Source organism: Streptomyces sp. NPDC001668 (genome assembly GCF_042893155.1).
In the GTDB taxonomy this organism is placed as follows: domain Bacteria; phylum Actinomycetota; class Actinomycetes; order Streptomycetales; family Streptomycetaceae; genus Streptomyces.
The window spans coordinates 438,538-459,513 of record NZ_JBIAUQ010000002.1; the positions used below are offsets into that span (position 1 = coordinate 438,538).

At 72.2% G+C, this 20,976-nt stretch carries 20 protein-coding genes; 14 read left to right on the forward strand and 6 right to left on the reverse strand.

Translation table 11 applies throughout. The features are described 5' to 3' along the window. Positions 1 to 32 precede the first annotated feature (32 nt). The gene (locus ACFYZ8_RS07405) at positions 33 to 788 is read left to right on the forward strand and encodes a dienelactone hydrolase family protein (RefSeq protein ID WP_388531537.1); all 756 of its coding nucleotides are present in this window, start codon (positions 33 to 35) and stop codon (positions 786 to 788) included. Here the strand turns inward: ACFYZ8_RS07405 and ACFYZ8_RS07410 are convergent. Next, complete coding sequence (locus tag ACFYZ8_RS07410) at positions 785 to 2,860, reverse strand: prolyl oligopeptidase family serine peptidase (protein ID WP_388531535.1); 2,076 nt, start codon at positions 2,858 to 2,860, stop codon at positions 785 to 787. The genes ACFYZ8_RS07405 and ACFYZ8_RS07410 overlap by 4 nt on opposite strands. A gap of 161 nt (positions 2,861 to 3,021) precedes the next feature. Between ACFYZ8_RS07410 and ACFYZ8_RS07415 the strand changes: the two genes are divergently transcribed. Both ACFYZ8_RS07415 and ACFYZ8_RS07420 read left to right on the forward strand, forming a co-directional pair. Further along, positions 3,022 to 4,365: a DEAD/DEAH box helicase gene (locus ACFYZ8_RS07415; RefSeq protein ID WP_388531533.1), complete on the forward strand. Its 1,344-nt coding sequence runs from the start codon at positions 3,022 to 3,024 to the stop codon at positions 4,363 to 4,365. A 139-nt stretch (positions 4,366 to 4,504) separates the two neighbouring features. Next, positions 4,505 to 5,299, forward strand: coding sequence for an SAM-dependent methyltransferase (locus ACFYZ8_RS07420; protein ID WP_388531532.1), 795 nt, complete (start codon positions 4,505 to 4,507; stop codon positions 5,297 to 5,299). A gap of 70 nt (positions 5,300 to 5,369) precedes the next feature. Here ACFYZ8_RS07420 and ACFYZ8_RS07425 read toward each other — a convergent pair whose 3' ends face one another. Further along, entirely contained in the window at positions 5,370 to 6,233 is an 864-nt protein-coding gene (locus ACFYZ8_RS07425) for a helix-turn-helix transcriptional regulator (RefSeq protein WP_388531531.1), read from the reverse strand. A 143-nt stretch (positions 6,234 to 6,376) separates the two neighbouring features. Here ACFYZ8_RS07425 and ACFYZ8_RS07430 point away from each other — a divergent pair, with 143 nt between their 5' ends. Continuing rightward, a complete protein-coding gene (locus tag ACFYZ8_RS07430; protein ID WP_359037681.1) occupies positions 6,377 to 6,592 on the forward strand; it encodes a 4-oxalocrotonate tautomerase family protein in 216 nt (71 codons plus the stop codon). Here the strand turns inward: ACFYZ8_RS07430 and ACFYZ8_RS07435 are convergent. Continuing rightward, the gene (locus ACFYZ8_RS07435) at positions 6,570 to 7,271 is read right to left on the reverse strand and encodes a TetR/AcrR family transcriptional regulator (RefSeq protein WP_359037683.1); all 702 of its coding nucleotides are present in this window, start codon (positions 7,269 to 7,271) and stop codon (positions 6,570 to 6,572) included. The two genes, ACFYZ8_RS07430 and ACFYZ8_RS07435, sit on opposite strands and share 23 nt — an antisense overlap. A gap of 45 nt (positions 7,272 to 7,316) precedes the next feature. Here ACFYZ8_RS07435 and ACFYZ8_RS07440 point away from each other — a divergent pair, with 45 nt between their 5' ends. The 3 genes from ACFYZ8_RS07440 (at position 7,317) to ACFYZ8_RS07450 (ending at position 9,814) form a co-directional block, all read left to right on the forward strand. Continuing rightward, the gene (locus ACFYZ8_RS07440) at positions 7,317 to 8,201 is read left to right on the forward strand and encodes an ABC transporter ATP-binding protein (RefSeq protein ID WP_388531530.1); all 885 of its coding nucleotides are present in this window, start codon (positions 7,317 to 7,319) and stop codon (positions 8,199 to 8,201) included. Further along, positions 8,188 to 8,949, forward strand: a complete 762-nt coding sequence (locus tag ACFYZ8_RS07445; protein ID WP_388531529.1) for an ABC transporter permease — start codon at positions 8,188 to 8,190, stop codon at positions 8,947 to 8,949. The genes ACFYZ8_RS07440 and ACFYZ8_RS07445 overlap by 14 nt, the downstream gene beginning before the upstream one ends. Before the next feature lie 163 nt (positions 8,950 to 9,112). After that, on the forward strand, positions 9,113 to 9,814 hold the full coding sequence (locus ACFYZ8_RS07450) for a 2-phosphosulfolactate phosphatase (RefSeq protein WP_389049760.1): 702 nt from the start codon (positions 9,113 to 9,115) through the stop codon (positions 9,812 to 9,814). Positions 9,815 to 9,872: 58 nt separating this feature from the next. Here the strand turns inward: ACFYZ8_RS07450 and ACFYZ8_RS07455 are convergent, their stop codons facing one another. Continuing rightward, the gene (locus tag ACFYZ8_RS07455; protein ID WP_388531525.1) at positions 9,873 to 10,655 is read right to left on the reverse strand and encodes an SDR family oxidoreductase; all 783 of its coding nucleotides are present in this window, start codon (positions 10,653 to 10,655) and stop codon (positions 9,873 to 9,875) included. Positions 10,656 to 10,892: 237 nt separating this feature from the next. Here ACFYZ8_RS07455 and ACFYZ8_RS07460 point away from each other — a divergent pair, with 237 nt between their 5' ends. The 4 genes from ACFYZ8_RS07460 to ACFYZ8_RS07475 all read left to right on the forward strand — a co-directional run bounded on the left by ACFYZ8_RS07460 (position 10,893) and on the right by ACFYZ8_RS07475 (position 15,337). Next, entirely contained in the window at positions 10,893 to 11,786 is an 894-nt protein-coding gene (locus ACFYZ8_RS07460; RefSeq protein WP_359037693.1) for an MHYT domain-containing protein, read from the forward strand. Positions 11,787 to 11,906: 120 nt separating this feature from the next. Further along, on the forward strand, positions 11,907 to 13,415 hold the full coding sequence (locus tag ACFYZ8_RS07465; RefSeq protein ID WP_388531523.1) for a metallophosphoesterase family protein: 1,509 nt from the start codon (positions 11,907 to 11,909) through the stop codon (positions 13,413 to 13,415). Between the two features lie 91 nt (positions 13,416 to 13,506). Next, complete coding sequence (locus ACFYZ8_RS07470) at positions 13,507 to 14,535, forward strand: LLM class flavin-dependent oxidoreductase (protein WP_388532124.1); 1,029 nt, start codon at positions 13,507 to 13,509, stop codon at positions 14,533 to 14,535. 70 nt (positions 14,536 to 14,605) lie between these two features. Then, positions 14,606 to 15,337: an alpha/beta hydrolase gene (locus ACFYZ8_RS07475; protein ID WP_359037697.1), complete on the forward strand. Its 732-nt coding sequence runs from the start codon at positions 14,606 to 14,608 to the stop codon at positions 15,335 to 15,337. A gap of 46 nt (positions 15,338 to 15,383) precedes the next feature. Here ACFYZ8_RS07475 and ACFYZ8_RS07480 read toward each other — a convergent pair whose 3' ends face one another. Beyond that, positions 15,384 to 16,349 carry a TauD/TfdA dioxygenase family protein gene (locus ACFYZ8_RS07480; RefSeq protein ID WP_388531522.1) on the reverse strand — a complete coding sequence of 322 codons (966 nt, stop codon included), beginning with the start codon at positions 16,347 to 16,349 and terminating at the stop codon, positions 15,384 to 15,386. A 208-nt stretch (positions 16,350 to 16,557) separates the two neighbouring features. On the opposite strand from ACFYZ8_RS07480, the gene ACFYZ8_RS07485 reads away from it, so the two are divergent. The 3 genes from ACFYZ8_RS07485 (at position 16,558) to ACFYZ8_RS07495 (ending at position 18,597) form a co-directional block, all read left to right on the forward strand. After that, positions 16,558 to 17,388: an aldo/keto reductase gene (locus tag ACFYZ8_RS07485; protein WP_388531520.1), complete on the forward strand. Its 831-nt coding sequence runs from the start codon at positions 16,558 to 16,560 to the stop codon at positions 17,386 to 17,388. Between the two features lie 41 nt (positions 17,389 to 17,429). Next, positions 17,430 to 18,011, forward strand: a complete 582-nt coding sequence (locus tag ACFYZ8_RS07490) for a DNA polymerase ligase N-terminal domain-containing protein (protein ID WP_388531518.1) — start codon at positions 17,430 to 17,432, stop codon at positions 18,009 to 18,011. A gap of 151 nt (positions 18,012 to 18,162) precedes the next feature. After that, entirely contained in the window at positions 18,163 to 18,597 is a 435-nt protein-coding gene (locus ACFYZ8_RS07495; RefSeq protein WP_388531516.1) for a cupin domain-containing protein, read from the forward strand. Positions 18,598 to 18,624: 27 nt separating this feature from the next. Here the strand turns inward: ACFYZ8_RS07495 and ACFYZ8_RS07500 are convergent, their stop codons facing one another. Beyond that, entirely contained in the window at positions 18,625 to 20,970 is a 2,346-nt protein-coding gene (locus tag ACFYZ8_RS07500; protein WP_388531514.1) for a SpoIIE family protein phosphatase, read from the reverse strand. Between the last annotated feature and the right edge of the window lie 6 nt (positions 20,971 to 20,976).

Below are 20,976 nucleotides of genomic sequence, written 5' to 3' on the forward strand. Positions count from 1 at the left end.
CTCGCCGTCGCACGCGCTGAGAGGGAACCCCCATGACCTCCGTACAGGGAACCGCCGTCGACATCCCCACCGAGGACGGCGTCGCGGACGCCTATCTGGCCCACCCGGGCGACGGGGTGCCCCGGCCGGCCGTTCTGCTCTTCCAGGACGCCTTCGGGCTGCGCCCGCAGCTGCGGTCGATGGCCGACCGGCTCGCCGAGGCCGGCTACACGGTCCTCGTCCCCAACGTGTTCTACCGTCACGGGCGCGCGCCGGTCTTCGAGCTGCCCGAGTTCATCGACCCCGACGCGCGGCCGGAGATCTTCGAGAAGATCATGCCGGTCATGCAGGCGCTGACGCCCGAGCTCGCCATGCGGGACGCCGGGGCGTACCTGCGCTGGCTGGCGGACCGCCCCGAGGTCGCCGACGGCCCGGTCGCCCTCACCGGCTACTGCATGGGCGCACGGCTGTCGCTGCTCACCGCGGGCACCTATCCGGACCGGGTGGCCGCGGCGGCCGGCTTCCACGGCGGGCGCCTGGCGACCGACACCCCGGACAGCCCGCACCTGGTGGCCGGGAACATCACCGCGGAGCTGTACTTCGGTCACGCCGACGACGACCCGTCGCTGCCGCCCGAGCAGATCGAGCGCCTCGCCACCGCGCTGACCGAGGCCGGGGTCCGCCACCACTACGAGGTCTACGACGGCGCCCCGCACGGTTTCACCCAGGCCGACACCGCCTCGTACCACCGCGAGGGCGACGAGCGGCACTGGGCGGCGCTGCTCGACCTGCTCAAGCGCACCTTCTAGGACGGACGCCGCACCTGGTCGCGGGGCGGGACTCGGGCCGGCTCGACGCTCAAGTGGCGCCGCAGGAACCGTGCTTGCCGGTCCAGCAGTTCGCCCGTGAGTGTCGAGCCGATCGGCTGGTGGCCGGTGCCCGGCAGCAGCAGGAGTTCATGCGGACGCCCCGCGGCCCGTAACGCCTCCGACAGGCGAAGGGTGTTGACCGGCGGGACATTGGTGTCGCCCAGGCCGTGGATCAGCATCAGCGGACGGGCCAGACGGGGTGCTTCGAGGAGCAGGTCGCAGGCGTCGTACCGGTCCGGGAAGGCGTCGGGATGGCCGAGGAACCGCTCGCGCCAGTGCGCGGCGTAGAGCCGCTGGTCGGCGACGCCCGCGCCGGCCACGGCGGCGTGGAACACATCGGGGCGGCGCAGGACGGCCAGGACGGCGAGCGCGCCGCCGAAGGACCAGCCACGGAAGGCGACCCGGCCGAGATCGAGGTCGGGGTGCCGGCGTGCGGCCTCGTGCAGGGCGGTGACCTGGTCGTCGAGGACGGGCCCGAACAGGTCGCCGTACACCTCGCGTTCCCAGTCGGGGCCCCGGCCCGGGGTGCCGCGGCCGTCGGTCGTGAGCACCGCGAAGCCCTGCTCGGCGAACCACTGCGACAGCAGGACCCGCCAGTCCAGCTCGGCGGTGACGCGCTGGAGGCCCGCCCCGCCGTACGAGTCGACCAGCACCGGCAGAGGGCCGCCGCCCCGGCGGTGCCAGGAGGGAAAATGGAGCCGGGCGTGCGGCGCCCGGGGCCCGAGGACGAGCCGTTGCGCGTGGAGGCCGAGGACCGGGCGTTCGGCGTACGACAGGACGGCGACCGCCGGTCCGCCCGCGCGCAGCACCTCGGTTCGCCCGCCGGGCCGCTCGGCGTCCCGGGTGACCCTGATCAGGGTGCCGCCGCGAGACGCGCCGGAGTGGACGCCGGGGCCTGAACTCAACTGCCGCAGCCCGGACTCGGGACTGTGGCTCCACAGGTGGGTCTCGGTGGGGTCGTCGGAGGCCGTGAACAGGACTTCGTCGCCGTCGGTGCCGAGCACGGCCCGGAGCTGAAGTCCCTTGGGAGTCACGGGAGTTCCGTCCACCGTGAGGTGTCTCGTGCCGCGCAGGTCGCGATGGGCGAGGAGGGCTCCGGATCCCGTGCGGGCGGGCAGCCCGGGCACGAGCTGTACCCAGCACGTGTCGCGCTGCTCGTCCAGGACGCTGGTCCGCCCGTCGGCCGGGTCGATGCCGAGGAAGCGGACGGTTCGCTGGTCACGGGACTGGACGACAGCCCAGGGCCCGTGTGCGTCCCAGCCCGCACCGACGACGTACTCGAAGGCCGTCCGGTCCCGACTCACCGGCGTCCGTGGGCCGTCGAGTGCGGTGAGCCACAGGGTGACATCCGGGTTGGGGGTTCCGGCGAGGGCGGTGCGGGACGTCGGCGGTCCGGTCCGATCGGTCGCCGGCCAGGGCCGGACCTTCGTGAAGTCAGTGCGCGCCAGGAGCAGTTGGCCGCCGTTCGGGGACCACCAGTACCCGCGGACGCCGTCGAGGGATGTGGTGCCCGTGTGCACGGCGGTTCCGAACTCCACGCCGGGGGCGTCCGGTTCGGCCACCGCGTGATCCGCGGAGCCGTCCGCCTCCGCGACGCGCAGGGCGCCGCGCGAGACGTAGGCGATGTGCCGGCCGGTCGGATCGGGCCGGGGATCCGAGACCGGGCCGAGCGCGGGCAGCCGCCGGGGCTCCCCTTTACCCCTGTCCAGCTTCCAGAGCCCGCCGGCCAGGGCGAAGGCGACGACACCGGAGGCCGCGTCGGTGGCGTACGCCTCGATGGCGGCCGTTCGCGGTGAACTCCCCTTCGCGAGCAGCCGGAGCGGGTCGGCCAGCAGTTCTTCCCTCCCCGAGGGGACGTCCAGTGCCCACAGGCAGGTGGAGGGATCGTCGCCTGTGCGCCCCCGCAGGAAGAGGACGGTTCCTCCGTCGGGCGAGACGGTGAGCCGCTCGGGGACACCCCGGGTGAAGCGGCAAGTGCGGACGAGCTGTTCGGGGAGGGTGGTGGGCGCCATGCGGGAGTTCCTTCCACCACCCACACGAGACAAACGTATGTTCGATAAAAGCGTGCGTGACCCACCCTCCGCCATCACTTTGTGTTACCGTCTAACGTTTGCGCGCTCATGACTTCCTGCCGGGCCTTCCTCGGTACGTCCCCTCTTGCGGAAGGCTCTTCATGGACCAGCCCGACCACCCCGTCTCCTTCGCCGACCTGGCACTCCCGGCCCCGGTGCTGCGCACCCTCACCGAACACGGCGTCCGCGAGCCCTTCCCGATCCAGGCGGCCACGCTGCCCGACGCCCTCGCGGGGCGCGACGTGCTGGGACGCGGGCGCACCGGATCGGGCAAGACGCTCGCGTTCGGCCTGCCGCTGCTGGTCCGGACGGCGGGGCGGCGCGCGGAGGCGAAGCAGCCCCTCGCGCTGGTCCTGGTGCCGACCCGGGAGCTCGCCCAGCAGGTGACCGAGGCGTTGGCACCGTACGCCGCCGCGCTCGGGCTGCGGATGGCCGCGGTCGTGGGCGGCATGTCGATCGGCCGCCAGATCGCCGCGCTGCGGGACGGGGCCGAGGTCGTCGTCGCCACCCCCGGCCGGCTGCACGACCTCGTCGAGCGCAAGGCCTGCCGCCTGGGACGGGTGCGGATCACCGTGCTCGACGAGGCCGACCAGATGTGCGACATGGGCTTCCTGCCGCAGGTCACCCAGGTGCTGGACCAGGTGCGCCCCGAGGGTCAGCGGATGCTGTTCTCGGCCACCCTGGACCGCGATGTCGACCAGCTGGTCAGCACCTACCTCAACGACCCCGTCGTCCACTCGGTCGACCCGTCCGCGGGCGCCGTCACGACGATGGATCACCATGTCCTGGTCGTCCACGGCCCCGACCGGTACGCCGTCACCACGGAGATCGCCGCCCGCGACGGCCGCGTGCTGCTGTTCCTGGACACCAAGCACGGCGTCGATCAGCTCACCCGGCATCTGCGGGCCAGCGGGGTCCACGCCGCGGCCCTGCACAGCGGCAAGTCCCAGCCGCAGCGCACCCGCACCCTCGCCCAGTTCAAGGACGGCCAGGTCACCGTCCTGGTGGCGACCAACGTCGCGGCCCGCGGACTGCACGTCGACGACCTGGACCTCGTCGTCAACGTCGATCCGCCCACCGACGCCAAGGACTACCTGCACCGCGCGGGCCGCACGGCGCGGGCGGGCGAGTCCGGCAGGGTCGTCACCCTGGTGCTGTCGGGCCAGCGCCGCGAGACGAGCAGCCTGATGGCCGAGGCGGGCATCGAGCCGACCGTCACCCAGGTGCGCTCGGGGGAGGCGGCGCTGAGCCGGATCACCGGGGCCAAGGCCCCCTCCGGCACCCCGCTCGACGGCGGGCGGCCCAAGAACACCAACGCCCCCTTCCGCGGGCTGGGCACCAGCAAGGACGCCTCCCACGGCACCGGGGGCAAGTCCCGCAAGGCCGGTGAGGCCCGCAAGCTCGCCGAGGCGCGCCGGGCGGCCCGGACCCGTCGCGGCGGCTGAGAGCCACTGCCTGCCGACGGCGTCCGGACGCGAAGGTCCCGCCAACCGAGAAATCCGAACTGCCGGGCGAGCAGCCGACGTTCGGACATAGGTTGTGCCCTGAACGACCGACGCCCCGCCTGAAGGACGGACCCGACTCATGAGCGCAGCGGAGCACCCGAAGATCGACACCTCGGTGCCGCACTCCGCCCGTATCTGGAACTACTGGCTCGGCGGCAAGGACAACTACCCCGTCGACGAGGCGGCCGGCGACGCCTACACCGACGTCTTCCCGGGGATCGTCACCATCGCCCGCGGCAGCCGCGCCTTCCTGCGCCGCACCATCACATACCTGGTCTCCGAGGCGGGTATCCGCCAGTTCCTCGACGTCGGCACCGGTCTTCCGACCGCCCAGAACACCCATGAGGTCGCCCAGCAGATCGCCCCCGAGTCCCGGATCGTGTACGTGGACAACGACCCGATGGTCCTCGCCCACGCCCGCGCGCTGCTCTACTCCACCCATGAGGGCGTGACCGCCTACATCGACGCCGACGCGACGGATCCGGACCGTATCGTCGCGGCCGCCGCCGAGACCCTGGACTTCGAGCGCCCGGTCGGACTCATCCTCAGCAACATCCTGGGACATGTCGCCGACCACGACCAGGCCCGCTCGATCGTCACCCGCCTGATGGGCGCCCTGCCCTCGGGCAGTTACCTCTGCGTCGACGACGGCTCGCTCGGCATCGACCCGGTCTTCGAACAGGCCCAGGACGCCTACAACAAGAGCGGCGCCGTCCCGTACAACCTGCGCACCGTCGACGAGATCACCCGGTACTTCGACGGCCTGGAACTCGTCGAACCCGGCGTCGTCTCCGTCACCCAGTGGCGCCCGGAGCCCGGCTCTCCCACCCCCGAGGTCGTCGCCGAGCACGGCGGGCTGGCCCGGAAACCGTGACGGGCCGGGTTCGCCGACCGCGCGAGAGCGGCGGCGAGCCGGCTCGCGGCTGACCCGCGTTGCCGGCCCCCTACCGCAACCTGCTCCCGTCGTCGGCGGACATGTCCTGGGTGCCGATCACGGAGAGCAGTTCCAGCTGGGCGGCGCCCTCGGTGCCGGGTGGGGCACTGAACCACAGCAGGCGCTGGCGTGCGTCCTCACTGAACAGGGTGTGGCAGTCGACTTCGACGACTCCCAGCGAGGGGTGGACGATGCGTTTGTGGTCCATCCGTCGCAGGGCGACGTCGTGGGTGTCCCACAGGGCGGCGAACTCCTCGCTGCGGGCCCGCAGACCGGCCACCAGCCCGGCGACTTCCGTGTCACGGCCGCGCCGGGCGGCCACGGCCCGGAGGTCGGCGACGAAGGCCCTGGAGTGCTGCGGGTGGTCCTCGGCGGGATAGACGGCGCGGGAGGCGGGCTCGGTGAACCAGCGGTGGACGAAGCTCCCGGGCGCGCCGCGGCGGGTGGGAGCGCGGCCGATCAGCGCGGCGGCGAGTTCGTTCTGGACGAGGGTCTCGTGCAGGTCGGTGATGATCTGCGCGGGTGTCGTGGCGAGCCGGTCGAGCAGTCCGAGCAGGGCCGGCTGGGCGTGGGCGTTGGAGCCCCGGGCCACGGTGGGGACGGGCCGGTCGGCGAGGTGGAACAGGTGGTCGCGCTCGTCGCCGCCGAGGCGCAGCGCCCGGGCGAGCGCGGCCAGCACCTGAGCGGAGGGCTGCACGCCGCCTCCGCGTTCCAGCTCGGTGTAGTAGTCCGCCGACAGGCCGGCCAGCTGGGCGACCTCCTCGCGTCGCAGGCCGGGGACCCGGCGCCGCGGTCCGGTGGGCAGACCGACGTCGGCGGGCCGTACGCGGTCACGCCGGGATCTCAGGAACGCGGCGAGTTCGGCGAGGTTCATCCCGCCATCATCACGCGGGAGACGGAGGCGGAGCCAGGGGATGCCGACCCCAGGGTGGACGCAGCCCTGGCTGCGCCTGCCGCACCGGACGACCGTGGTGTGCGCACACCGATCACCCACCACACAGATGGAGCAGCACGCTCATGCCGTTCGCGAACTTCAAGGTCCCCGCCGGCACCCTCACCGAGGAGCAGAAGGACCAGATCATCACCCGCACCACCGAGCTCTACGTGGACCTCTACGGCGAACGCGCCCGCGCCGCCACCCTCGTCCTCGTCGAGGAGGTCCCCGACGGCGGCTGGGGCATCGGCGGCCACGTCCTGACGCTCGCCGAGCTCAGCCGGACCGCGGGGAGTTGACCGCTCGGCCCTGAGGGGCGCGGTGGCCGGCGGCGGCCGTAGCCGCCTCACCCCTCCCCCGCGCGACCTCCTGCACCAGCCGCCGGATGTCCGCGAGATCGGCCTCGAACTCCGCGGTGAGGTCGACCGGAAGGTCCAGCCACGGTCCGAGCCTGCTGTGTCCGGGAAGTTCGCTCTCGGGGAGCCGGCCGCGGCGGCCGCGCGGGTCCAGGGTGCCGGGGGTGAAGCGGCCCGAGGCCTCGGAGGCGGCGAAGCCGATGACGAAGGTGCTGATCAGCCGCTCCAGGCGGGGCACCTCCGGCTCCGGGACCCCGGCCTCGATCAGGGCCAGATAGATGATGTCCACCGCGCGCACGGCGTCCGGGGTGACAGCGGGGCGCGAGAAGAGCAGGTGGGCGGCCCAGGGGTGACGCTGGGTCACCTCCCGGCAGGCGTACGCGAGGGCGTTCAGCCGTTCGTCCCAGGCCGGTTCCCGTGCCGGGTCCGACGGCAGCAGTGCGGACAGCAGGCGTCCGACCATGCCGTCCAGCAGCGCCGCCTTGTCCTTGACATGCCGGTACAACGCCATCGGCGTGACACCGACGCGGTCGGCCAGTGCCCGCATCGACACCGCCTCCAGGCCACGCTCGTCCGCGAGGGCCAGTGCCGCGTCCAGGATCTCTTCCCGCCTGCCACTCATGGGTCTACAGTGTAGACGTATACACCGTAGACCTGAGGGGGAAGGATGCTCGTCACGCACGGGCTGGTGAAGTCCTACGGCCGCCGCCGCGCGCTCGACGGTTTCGATCTGACGGTCGAACCGGGCGAGATCGTCGGACTGATCGGCCACAACGGGGCCGGCAAGACGACCTTCGTGGAGATCGTCACCGGCCTCGTCCGCCCCGACGCGGGCCGGATCCGCATCGGGCCGTACGACGCGTTGGCCGAAGGCCGCACCGCGCGGCGGCTGATCGGGGTGGCTCCGCAGGAACTGGCCCTGTACGGCAGCGTCACGGTGCGGCAGAACCTGCGGCTGCTCGCCGGGCTCGCGGGGCTGCGCGGGCGGCGCCGCGAGGCCGGGATCGCGCGGGTCCTGGAGGAGCTTCGGCTGTCGGCGCTCGCGGACCGGCCCGTGGGTGTCCTGTCCGGCGGTCAGCGCCGCCGGGTCCAGGCGGCCACCGCGATGGTCGGCTCTCCGCCCCTTCTGCTATTGGACGAGCCGACGGCGGGGGCCGACCCGGAGACCCGCTCGGCCCTGCTGGCCGCCGTCAGGGCACGCGCCGAGGCCGGTGCCGCCGTGGTCTACACGACCCACTACCTTCCCGAACTGGTCGATCTGGACGCCACGTTGGCCCTCGCCAGGGCCGGCCGGGTCATCGCACGCGGCACCCAGGCCGAACTCACCCGCCATCTCCCCGGCGAACTCCGGGTCACCTTCGCCGATCCCGCCGAACCCGAGCTGCGGATGCCGACCGCCGATCCCGGCGCCGACCTGGCGGCCCTGCTCGCCTCCGGCCGGACGCCCGCCTCCGTCGACGTACACCGCCCGAGCCTCGACGATCTCTACCACTCCCTGGAGACCGGGACGGCCGCGGCAACCGAGGGGGCCGAGGTTCATGACGCCGCCTGAATCCGCCACCCGCCTCGGTGTCCTCATACGCCACAACACCCTGCTGATGCTGCGCGAACCCGGCCCGCTGCTCAGCCGGATGATCATGCCGCTGGTCTTCATGGCCCTGCTGCGCCCGCTCTACGTCTCCGCCCAGGGGAACACGGCCGGCACCGAACAGGCGGTCGTCGGCACGCTCGTCACCTTCTCCTTGCTCGCGCTCAGCATCTCCGGCAACGCGATCCTCAGCGAGCGGCTCGGCCGCACCTGGGACCGGCTGCGCGGTACGCCCCTGCGTCCGGCGGAGCTGCTCCTCGGCAAGGCCGTGCCCGTCCTGACCGCCCTGCTCACCCAGCAGCTCCTGATCGTCGGCTTCGGCGTGTGCGTGTTCGGACTGCGCGTCCCGCACCCGATCCTGCTGCTGGGAGTCCTGCTCAGCTGGAGCTGCGCACTGCTCGGCCTCGGGGCACTGCTCGGTGTTCTCGTCCGCTCCATGGGGGAGCTCTCCGCGGCCTACGACATCGGCGGCATGCTCCTGAGCAGCGTCGGCGGCGCGCTCGTCCCGCTCAGCGTCCTGCCCGGGTGGGTGGCGGACGTGGCCCCGGTCTCCCCCGGCTACTGGGCGGCCCACGGTCTGCGCGCCGCTCTCGCGGGCGAGCTCCGCACCGCGATGGTGGCCTGCGGCACGCTCTTCGGGGCGGCCGTGGTCTGCGCTTCCCTGGCCGCGGTCCGCCTCCAGGGCCGCAGCGGGCGGGTGGTGGCGCTCTAGGCAGGCAGGATCGCCAGGCCGCCGGCCGGCCCGGGCTCAGGCTGGAGGTGTCGGCCACGACCCCGTTTCCAGGGAGGTCGCTCGGGCGCGCGACACCGCTCGGGCCGTAGGCCGGCGGCCCCGCGCAGTGACTCCCGGACGCGTACGGCCGAGCTGGGGCAGGATGGGCGGGGTGCGCTCTCATCTGCTGGGCATCCCGGAGTTGACGCGGACTCCCGCCGTCGCCGTCGTCGTCGATGTCCTCCGCGCGTTCACGGTGGCCGCATGGGCCTTCGCCGGCGGCGCCGAGAGGATCGTCCTGGCCTCCTCGGAGGACGAGGCCCTGGAGCTGAAGGCACGTCACCGAGGCTGGCTGGCCCTCAAGGACGGTCCGCCCGCACCCGGCTTCGACGTGTTCAACTCCCCGGCCATGCTGGCGACCCACGACCTGTCCGGCCGCACGATCGTGCAGAAGACGACCGCGGGGACGGTGGGCGCCCTCGCGGTGGCCGACGCCGGCCTGGTGCTGTGCGCGAGTTTCGTCGTGGCCGGCGCGACCGCGCGGTGCCTGCGTGAACGGGGCGCGCAGGAGGTGACGTTCGTCGTCACCGGCGAGGAGGGGCGGGCCGAGGAGGATCGCGCGTGTGCCGAGTACATCGGGCGCCGCGTCGAGTCCGACGAGGTGGACGCGGCACCGTATCTCCGCCGCGCGCGGGACTCCCGTTGGGCGGCCGCGCTCGCGGAGGACGCACGCAAGGGGTACCCGGGGGTCCACCCGGACGACGTCGGCCTGTGTCTGGAGGCCGACCGCTTCCCGTTCGCCATGATCGCGGCACGGGAGGGCGCCCTGCTGGTGCTGAGGCCGGCGCCCGCCCCGGCCGGATGAGGTCGCGCCGATGATGCGGCGGAGGTGCGGCAACTGATCCCCGATGCCCGGAACAGCCTTACTCCATACCCCCGTTGCTCTTCAGCAGCTGTCCGTTGACCCACTGCCCCTCCCGTGAGCACAGGAAGTCCACCAGGTGCGCGGTGTCCTGCGGGGTGCCGAGGCGGCCGAGCGGTGTGGCGTCGAGGCAGTGCGCGCGGACCTCCTCGGTCATCCAACCGGTGTCGACGGGCCCGGGGTTGACGGCGTTGGCGGTCACGCCGAGGTGGGCGAGCTCATGGGCGGCGGCCAGGGTGATCCGGTCCATGGCACCCTTGCTCGCCCCGTAGGGCAGGTTGCCGACGGTGTGGTCGCTGGTGAGGCTGACGATCCGCCCGGTACCCCGTTCCGAGCCGAAGCGGCGGCCGAACTCACGGATGAGCAGCCAGGTCGCCCGTGTGTTGACGGCGAAGTGCCGGTCGAAGCTCTCGACGGTGGTGTCGAACAGACCGGAGTCGACCGACTCGCAGTGGCTCATCACCAGCGCGGTGACGGAGCCGAGCCGTCGCTCCGTCTCGTCGAAGACCCGGGCCGGGGTCCCGGGGTCGGCGAGGTCCGCCTCGATCGCGGCGGTGGCCGCGCCCCGCTCGGCCAGGCTCCTGAGGATCTCCTCGGTCGCGCCGGGCTCGGCGCCCCAGGCCATGCGGGCGTCGTACGGGTTCCAGTAGGTGAAGGCGATGTCCCACCCCGAGGCCGCCAGCCGTCGCGCGATGCCGGCGCCGACGCCGACGGTGCGGCCCACGCCCGTGATCAGTGCGAGGGGACGGGCGGGGGAGGGCGGCTGTCCGGTGCGCGTGGTCACGGAATGATCGTTCACGAACGACGACCAAGCAGCCACTGTTTTTCCTGAAAAGCGCTCAACTCTGGCACAGACACGCGGCCATGGAGTCCACTTGGCCGGAACTCGCTCTCATGTGACTAAAGTTCAACCACGCCGCACGAGAGTTCCTTGTTTACCCTCGGTAACGCCTTGCTTTACGCGATCCCCAGCCGTAACTCTTCCTCCACAACCGGCCAGGACTCTGGGGGGAGTTGGCTTATGGAAGGCACGGTCGACGGGTTCCGCTACGGCGTGGTGACCCCTGTCGCCGCCTACCTCATGGCGTGCCTGGGAGGGGCCCTGGGGCTGCGCTGCATCGTGCGCACCCTGCTCAGCGACCAGTCGTGGAAGGCGGGCTGGCTCGCGCTCGGCGCCGCCTCGATCGGCTGCGGCATCTGGACGATGCACTTCATCGCGATGATCGGTTTCCAGGTCGTGGAGACCCGGATCCGCTACGACGCCGGCCTCACCGTCCTCAGTCTCGCCGTGGCCATCGTCGTCGTGGGCATCGGCGTGTTCATCGTCGGCCATCGAGGCGCCAGCACCCTGAACCTGTCCTTCGCGGGCGTGATCACCGGGCTCGGCGTGGCGGCCATGCACTACCTCGGCATGGCGGCGCTGCACCTCAACGGCACGATCCGGTACGACCCCGCGGTCGTCGCGCTCTCGGTGCTCATCGCGATCGCCGCGGCGACCGCGGCCCTGTGGGCCGCCGTCTCGATCCGGGGTTTCCTGACGAGCCTCGGGGCCAGCCTGATCATGGGCATCGCCGTGACGGGCATGCACTACACGGGCATGTCCGCGGTCAGCGTCCACGTGCACGGCACCACCGGCGGGTCGTGGGCGGGTGACTCGCCCACCTCGCTGCTGCTGCCCATGCTCCTGGGGCCGGCGATCTTCCTGCTGCTGGCAGGCGTGGTGGTCATGTTCGACCCGCTCCTGGTGCTCGGCGACGGCGACTGGAACCGCACGTCCGCCTCCTCCGACGCATCCGCGCGGACCGCACCGCAGTCCGGCTCGCTCTTCGAAGAGCAGGAGGACCGGGTGATCCACGCCCGCGCACCGCAGGCGCAGGATCCGCAATGGGCCGCACCGCACAGCCCGCAGAGGTGAGAGCCACCCCGAGAGCCACCCCCTTTCCGTCCCCACCGCCCCGGTGACGGCGGGGAGGGGGCCGCGCCCTACGGCACTCCCCCTTCCCGGCCCGTTCTAGATCGTTGTTACGGTGCACCGGTGTCTGACTCCTCACGCGATACCGCCGAAGGCGCCGGCTGGGGCTCCGCCCGACTCGGCGAGTACAAGCGGCTGATGCCGTCCGAGGTCGAGAAGATCTCCTGGCTGAACCCGAAGACGCTGTGGGCCGCCCGCAACGGCGTGGTCGCCTCCTGGTTCGGGGACCCCACGGGCCCTACCCGAAGCCGCTGGGTGGCCCAGCGCGCGGCGGCCGGCGCACCCGCCGACAAGGTGATACGGCGCGAGGACCCGGAGACGTTCTCCTTCATGGTGATCGGCGACACCGGCGAGGGCGACGACCCCCAGTACGCCGTCGTACCGGGCTTGCTGAAGATCGGTCAGGACACCCGCTTCGCGGTCGTCGCCAGTGACGTCATCTACCCCGTGGGCAGCGCGGACGACTACGGCACGAAGTTCTTCCGGCCGTACCAGGACTATCCGGCGCCGATCTACGCGATACCCGGAAACCACGACTGGTACGAGGACCTCGGCGCCTTCATGCGCGTCTTCTGCGGCGACGCCCCGCCGCTGGACCCCGAGCCGGCACCCCGGCCCCTGACCCGTGCCTGGCTGCGCTCCTTGCTGTGGCACCGGCCACGCACCGACGACGGCCAACACCTCGACGAGGCACGCCGGTTGCGTGCGGCTCCCGCCCAACAGGCCGTCCAGCCCGGCCCGTACTGGGCCGTGGACGCCGGCCCACTGCGGATCATCGGCATAGACACCGGGCTGTTGGGGACGCTCGACGCCGAACAGGGCGCCTGGCTGCGCGAGGTCTCCCGGGGCCCGCGCCCGAAGATCCTCATCACGGGCTCGCCGCTGTACGTGGACGGCGAGCACCACCCCTGCGCCATCGAGGGCGGCGGCACGGTGGACGACATCGTGCGCGATGCGGAGCACCACTACGTCGCGGCGATAGGCGGCGACATCCACAACTACCAGCGCTATCCGGTCGACGTGGACGGCCGCACCATCCAGTACGTCGTCTCGGGCGGCGGCGGCGCGTTCATGCACGCCACCCACACCATCCCGCACGTCTCGATCGCGAACGTCACCGAGCAGGACTTCCGCTGCTATCCCCTGCGCGGCGACTCCCTGGCCTTCTACAGCCGGCTCTACGGCCGCCGCCTGCACCTGCGCCGCTTCTTCACGCTCACCGAGGCCGAGGCCACCGCGGTGATCGCCCAGCGGCTCGGCATCCCGCCCACCCGCCTCCCGGGCGAGCCGGCCCGCGTCACCTTCCGCACCCGCCTCATCGCCAGTCTCCTGGGCGCGGGCGGCCGCCCCGACCGCACCTCACGGTTCCGCCTCCCGGTGCGCAAGATCTACACCCAGCTGTTCTCGCCGAGCTCGGCGACGTACAGCCCGCCGTTCTTCAAGTGCTTCCTGCGCCTGGACGTGACCCCGCAGGCGGTGCGGCTGCGCTGCTTCGCGGCCACCGGCAACCTCGCCCAGGAGATCGACCCGCCGGTCGAGGACGAGGTGACCATTCCCCTGACCCGAACTTGACCCGCGAGGCCCGCTGACCGGGAACACCACGCGTGAGGGCCGGGTTGGCACTGCTGCACTGGTTGATATGTCAAACACTCCGGAGGAGCCCGTGCCGCCGACCCCTCGCCCCCTGCGCAAGCTGGGCTTCCTGACCATCGGCCTGTTCGACGAGGCGGATCCGCGGCGCGGCCACGAGTCCACGCTGGAGATCATCGAGCTGGGCGAGCGGCTCGGCTTCGACAGCGCGTGGCTGCGCCACCGGCATCTCCAGTACGGCATCTCGTCCCCCGTCGCCGTCATGGCCGCGGCCTCGCAGCGCACCAGCCGCATCGAGCTCGGCACCGCGGTGATCCCGCTCGGCTGGGAGAACCCGCTGCGGCTGGCCGAGGACCTGGCGACCGTGGACCTACTGTCCGGCGGCCGGGTCAACCCGGGGGTGAGCGTGGGCCCGCCGATGCACTTCGACGAGGTCAAGGGCGCGCTGTACCCGGACACGGCCGACGCCGAGGACTTCTCCTACGAGCGGGTGCGGCGACTGCTGGACCTCGTGCGCGGCAAACCGGCCAGCGACTTCAGCGGGGTGCAGGGCTTCGAGGTCTTCTCGGACCGCGTCCAGCCGCACTCCCCCGGCCTCGGCCGGCGTCTCTGGTACGGCGGCGGCAGCCTCAGCTCGGCGCGCTGGGCCGGTGAGCACGGCATGAACTTCCTGACCAGCAGCGTCGTCAAGGCGGAGGCTCCGGAGGGGCCGTACGACTTCGCGGAGATCCAGCTCTCGCACATCCGCGCCTTCCGCGCCGCTCACCCGGACGGCGAGGGCGCCCGCGTCTCCCAGGGCCTCGTCGTCATCCCCACGGACTCGGCCTCGCCGCAGCAGCGCGCGAAGTACGAGGAGTACGCGGCCAAGCGCACCCCCCGTACCGCGTCACCGCAGGGCCCGGCGCGGTTGATGTTCGCACCGGACATCGTCGGCACATCGCGGGAGATCGCCGAACGGCTGCACGCGCACGCCGCGTTCCGCGAGGTGGACGAGGTGGCGTTCGCGCTGCCGTTCACCTTCGAGCACGAGGACTACGTGCAGATCCTCACGGACATGGCGACCGAGCTGGGCCCTGCGCTGGGGTGGCAGCCGGGCGTGTAGCGACGCGGTCCTCTGGCGATCACACCGTAAAGCCCCTGCGGCAGGCACCCCGAAAGGCCCGAAAAACGCCATGCGCTTCACGGCTGAGACGTCATCCGACGGCGTCTTCGAACAGCTTTTCCTCCTCGACGGCATCCCCGGCGTGCTGTGGACTCCACGGGGTGCCGACGGGCCCCGCCCCCTCATTGCCATGGGGCACGGCGGCGGTCAGCACAAGAAGACCCCCGATGTCGTGGAGCGTGCGCACCGTTTCGTGGCCGAATGCGGTTTCGCCGTGGTGGCGGTCGACGCGCCCAGCCACGGTGAGCGGCCGGACCATGAGGAGTTCACCCGGATCGCGACCGAGTACGAGGACCGGCTTGCCGCCGGTACGGACCTGGCCCCCCTGATCGCCGGCTTCCGGGCGCTGGTGGTCCGCGAGATCGTGCCGGAGTGGCAGTCGGTCCTCACCGCGGTCCAGAAGCTCAGTCATGTGGGCACCGGCCCGGTCGGCTACTGGGGTGTGTCACTGGGCTGCGTGATCGGTGTCCCGCTCATCGCCGCCGAGCCCCGGGTGCGGGCGGCGGTGCTGGGCCTCGCCGGTGCCGAGGTGGCGGCCGGGACCGCCGCGCGGATCACCGCACCGGTGGAGTTCCTCGTGCAGTGGGACGACGAGCGAGTGCCGCGGGAGCAGGGCCTGGCGCTGTTCGACGCCTTCGCCTCGACCGAGAAGACGCTGCACGCCAACCCCGGCAGGCACGGTGAGGTCCCGGCGTTCGAGAGGGACAGCACGCTGCGGTTCTTCGCCCGGCATCTCGGCTGACACCTCCGCCGCGTCCTCCCGCCTCCACGGCCTCGCCCGTCCCACGTCACCAGCGCCCCACCTCAGTGCCGGTGATCGCCTCCGACGGCTTCCCGTCCACCCCCACCGGCACGTCCCCGGCCAGCATCACCCGGTGCATGGTCCGGGGAAAGCCGAGGTGGGCGTTGTCGCCGGGGGCCAGGTGGATGGTGGCGCGGTTGTCCCAGAAGGCCACGCTGCCGGGTTCCCAGCGGAAGCGGACCGTGTACTCGGGCCGGACCGCCTGTTCCAGGAGCATGTCGAGGATCGCCCGGCTCTCGGCGCGGGAGAGGTCGGCGATCTGCTCGACGTAGTAGCCGTTGACGCACAGGATCCGCTCCCCCGTCTCGGGATGGACCCGCACCAGCGGGTGCAGGGAGGCCACCTGGTGGTCCAGGAGGTGCCGGACGTAGGCGTCGTCGCCCGGACGGGGCTGGTAGCCGACGCCGAGCCGGTGCTCCACGCGCAGGCCGTCGGCGAACTCCCGCACCGGGGCGGACAGTCCGGCGTAGGCGGCGGCGAGGTTGGACCACTGGGTGTCGCCGCCGTAGGGCGGGACGGACTCGGCGCGCAGGATCGTCGCCGCGGGCGGGTCGACGCGGGCGCCGTGGTCGCAGTGCCAGCCGCGCAGCAGGGTGTGGCGGCGCCGTTCCAGCCACTCCTCGTGTTCCATGCCGAACTTCCCGCCCAGCTCCAGCCGGTCGGCGGTCGTCTCGACCTCCGGGAAGTCCGCGGGCGAGGCGCTGCCCCGCTTGCGCGGCGCGACGGGCTCGCCGAACCGGCGGGCGAAGGCGATGTGCCCCGCGTGGTCGAGCTTCTGCCCCCTGAAGAACACCACCTTCCAGCGCAGCACCGCGGCCCGGATCGCGGCGACCACCGAATCGTCGAGCTCTGCCGACAGGTCGACCCCCGTGATCTCGGCCCCGATGTGCCCGGCCACCGGGCTCACCTCGATGCCCGCGTCCCGCTCCGCCGTGCCCTGGTCCCTCGTCATGCGTGCTCCGTCTGTCCGCCGGCATCTGTCCGAGGTCCGCGCCCCGCAAGGCACCTGACCCATGGTTGACTGCCCAGCACGGCCGTTCCCGCAACGTGAACACGACGCGGACGGCCCTGTGCGACACGCCGACGAGCCGGACGACGTCCCGTGTGGTCACCGTATCCGTGAGGCTGGAAGGACAACGCAGTCAAGGGAAGGTCCGGACGTGATGAGCATCCCGACGCACACGCTCAACGACGGTACGAAGATCCCCGCCCTCGGTCTGGGCACCTGGCCGATGGACGACGCCGAGGCGGAGCGGGCGGTCGCCACCGCTCTGGAGAGCGGCTACCGGCTCCTCGACACGGCGACGAACTACCGCAACGAGACCGGTGTCGGCCGTGGTGTGGCCACCGGCGGTGTCCCGCGCGAGGAGATCCTCGTGACCACGAAGCTGCCCGGCCGCCACCACGGCTACGAGGAGACCCTGGCCTCCTTCGAGGAGTCCCGCGCCCGTCTCGGCCTGGAGTACGTGGACCTGTATCTGATCCACTGGCCGCTGCCCCGGGTGGACAAGTACGTCGACTCGTGGAAGGCCATGATCAAGCTGCGTGAGGACGGCCTCGTACGGTCGATCGGGGTCTCCAACTTCACCCCGGCGCACATCGAGCGGCTGGAGAAGGAGACCGGGGTCCTGCCGTCCGTCAACCAGATCGAGCTGCACCCCTTGTTCCCCCAGGACGAGCTGCGCGCCTTCCACGCCGGCAAGGGCATCGTCACCGAGAGCTGGAGCCCGCTGGGCCGGGGCTCGGACCTCCTGGACGACCCGGCCGTGGCGGGCGTCGCCGAGGCGCACGGTGTCACGCCCGGCCAGGTGATCCTGCGCTGGCACATCCAGCTCGGCGCCCTGCCGATCCCGAAGTCCGGCGACCCTCAGCGGCAGCGCGCGAACCTCGACGTGTTCGGCTTCGAGCTGAGCGAGGCCGAGGTGGCGGCGATCGGTGACCGTGCGCACCGGCGCCTGGGTGGTGACCCGGAGACGCACGAGGAGTTCTGAGCACCGGCAGGGGTACCCGGGGTCTCCGAAAGGAGCCGCAGGTGAGTGAGCGACTGAGGGACTACCACGGCAAGCGGGACTTCGGACGGACACGTGAGCCGGAAGGGCGGGCGGCCCCCACGGGCGCCGCGCCCCGGTTCGTCGTGCAGATCCACGACGCCAGCACGACGCACTTCGACTTCCGGCTCCAGGTCGGCGACGTGCTGAAGTCCTGGTCGGTCCCGAAGGGCCCCTCCGGCCTCCCCAAGGACAAGCGCCTCGCCGTGCCGACGGAGGACCATCCGCTGGAGTACGAGGACTTCGAGGGCGTGATCCCTGAGGGCGAGTACGGCGGCGGCACCGTGATCGTCTGGGACCGGGGCACGTACGAACCCCTGAGCCACGACCGTCAGGGGCACCCCGTCGATTTCGCGCGGTCGCTGGCGGACGGGCACGCCAGGTTCCGGCTCCATGGGACGAAGCTGCGCGGCGAGTACGCGCTCACCCGCTTCCGCGAGGACAACTGGCTGTTGGTGAAGACCGCCGCGGGCCGGGCGCGCGGACACGGCGCGCCGAATCCGCGCCGGGCCCGCTCGGTACGGTCCGGCCGGACCCTGGCTCAGGTCGCCGCCGAGGAGACCTGAGCCGGAAGATCCCCCGAACAACACCCCAACTGGCCCTGTGTGCCTCTATGTTCACAGCGATACTCACTGCGTTCCACACTGCGGCGTTCCGCACCGCGGCGTTCCGCACCGCACGTCGTCGCTCACACACTCGAGCCAGGAGGCCTTCCGTATGCGCATCGCGCTCCGTACCGCCATGACCGGCGCCGTCGTCACCGCCACCGTCCTCACCGGCGGCGTCGCACAGGCGACCCCGCCCGGCCCCGGAGTGACCGGCACGCTCATCGCCCGGAAGACCGTGGGCGACACCGACTACGTCCTCAGAAAGATCACCGTCCCGCCGGGCCAGGCGACCGGCTGGCACTACCACGACGGCCTCGTCTACGGGTACGTCAAGCAGGGCACGCTCAGCCACTACCACGCCGACTGCGCCAGTGACGGGGTCTATCCGCAGGGCACCGTGGTGCGCGAGCCGGGCGGGCCGGGCGACGTCCACCTCGGCCGCAACGAGGGGAACACCCCGCTCGTCCTGGAGGTGCTGTACGTACTCCCGCACGGGTCGCCGTACTCGGAGGACGTGCCGAACCCCGGCTGCTCCTTCCAGTGAGCGTGCTCCTTCCCGTGAGCGCGACGGTCAGAAGTCGGGCGGTTCCAGCGACTGTTCGGCCCAGATCGTCTTGCCGCTGCCCGTCTGCCTGCTCCCCCAGCGCTGGGTGAGCTGGGCGACCAGCAGCAGCCCGCGGCCGCCCTCGTCGAAGGCGTGGGCGCGCCGCAGGTGGGGTGAGGTGGAACTGCCGTCGGAGACCTCGCAGATGAGGGTACGGTCCTTGATCAGCCGTAGCTGGATGGGCGGTTCGCCGTAGCGGATGGCGTTGGTGACCAGTTCGCTGACGACGAGTTCGGTGACGAAGGAGGCCTCCTCCATCCCCCAGGCGGCCAGTTGCTCGGTGGCGGCCTGCCGGGTAGCGGCCACGTGCGCGGGGTCGGGCTCGACGTCCCAGGTGGCGACCCGGTCGGCGCCCAGGGCCCGGGTCCGGGCCAGCAGCAGGGCCACGTCGTCGCCGGGCTCTTCCGGCAGTACGGCCTTCAGGACGGTGTCGCACAGGTCGTCGAGGGTGTCCGTCCGCGCGGTGAGCGCGCGGCACAGTTCGTCGATGGCGTGGTCGACGTCGCGGTCCCGGTCCTCGATGAGACCGTCGGTGTAGAGGGCGACGACGGCACCCTCGGGCAGTTCGATCTCCGTGGCCTCGAAGGGCAGGCCGCCGACGCCGAGCGGGGGTCCGGCACTGACGGGAATGAGCCGCGTGGTGCCGTCGGGCAGCACGAGGGCCGGCGGCGGATGGCCTGCGGCGGCCGCGGTGAGGCGGCGCGAGACCGGGTCGTAGACGGCGTACAGGCAGGTGGCGCCCAGCTCGGCGACCTGGTCGTCACTGTCGTCCGAGGCGAGGTGGGTGACCAGGTCGTCGAGGTGGGTGAGGAGTTCGTCGGGCGGCAGGTCGACGTCGGCGAGGGTGCGCACCGCCGTGCACAGACGGCCCATGGTCGCCGAGGAGGGGATGCCGTGGCCGACGACGTCGCCGACGACGAGGGCGACGCGGCTGCCGGAGAGCGGGATGACGTCGAACCAGTCGCCGCCGATGCCCGCCAGCGAGCCGCAGGGCAGATAGCGGTGGGCGACCTCGACCGCGGCCTGTCCGGGCAGACCGCGCGGCAGGAGGCTGTTCTGCAGGGCCAGGGCGGTGGTGCGCTCGCGGGCGAAGCGGCGGGCGTTGTCGATGCAGACGGCGGCCCGGCTGGCGAGTTCCTCGCCGACGACGGCGTCGTCGTCACCGAAGTCGTCGGGGTGTGCGATGCGGACGGCGACCACGACGCCCAGGGTGATGCCGCGGGCCTTGAGCGGCACCGCCAGGACGGAGTGGACGCCCTTGCGGTAGGAGCGGCCTTCCGGGGAGCGGGCGTTGCGCTCGGCGACCCAGCGCATGAAGTCGGGCTCGCCGGCCTGGCTGAGGGCCGCCCGCCCGTCCCGCAGAGCGCGCGCGGGCGGTGAGGGGGCGGGGTAGATGTCCGTCTCGCCGAGGCGGACGGCGGCCTCGGGGGTGCCCTCGTGGGCGGAGCCGTGGGCGACGCGCCGCAGGGCGATGTCGCCCTCCAGCGCGGTCGGCTGTTCGTCGGCGCCGAGGACCCATTCGAGGAGGTCGACACTGGCGAAGTCGGCGTAGCGGGGCACGAGGAGCCCGATGAGTTCCTCGGCGGTGCGCACCACGTCGAGAGTGGTGCCGATGGTGGCCGCCGCCTCGTTGAGCAGGGCCAGCCGCTGCCGGGCCCAGTACTGGTCGCTGCTGTCGAAGGCGGCCAGGGCGACGCCGACCGGTTCCGCGGAGCCCTCGTCCCGGACGGGCCACATCTCGCAGGTCCAGGCGTGTTCGCGGTTGAGGGCGGGCGCGCCGGTGAAGCTCTCGTAGCGGACCGGTCTGCCGGTCTCTACGACCTGGCGCAGGTTGGCGAGGAATCCGCGGCTGTGCTCGGCGTCCTCGACGGTCTCCGAGAAGAAGCGGCCGAGCAGGGCGTCCTCGGACACCCCCATGACCCGGCAGGCCACGTCGTTGAGGCGCAGGTAGTGCTGTCGGGCGTCGAAGACCGACATGGACATCGAGGCCTGCTGGAAGGCCTGCCCGGCCAGGGTCGGCTCGGTGCCGGGGCGCCGGCCGGTGATCACGTATCCGGTCGGGGTGCCGTCACCGCCCAGCATGGGGCACGCGTCCAGGACGACGGTGAGGAGGGAGCCGTCGCGGTGCCGCAGTACGACGGTCCCCTTCAGCGCCGACATGGCGGATCCGGGCGGGTCCTCGGCAAGCAGTTCCCGGGCCGGCCGCCCCACGACCTGTTCGGCCGTGTGTCCCGTCAGCCATCGGGCACCCTCGCTCCACCCCGTCACCATGCCTGCGGCATCAGTGACCGCCGTAGCGGAGACGTGCTCCATATCGTC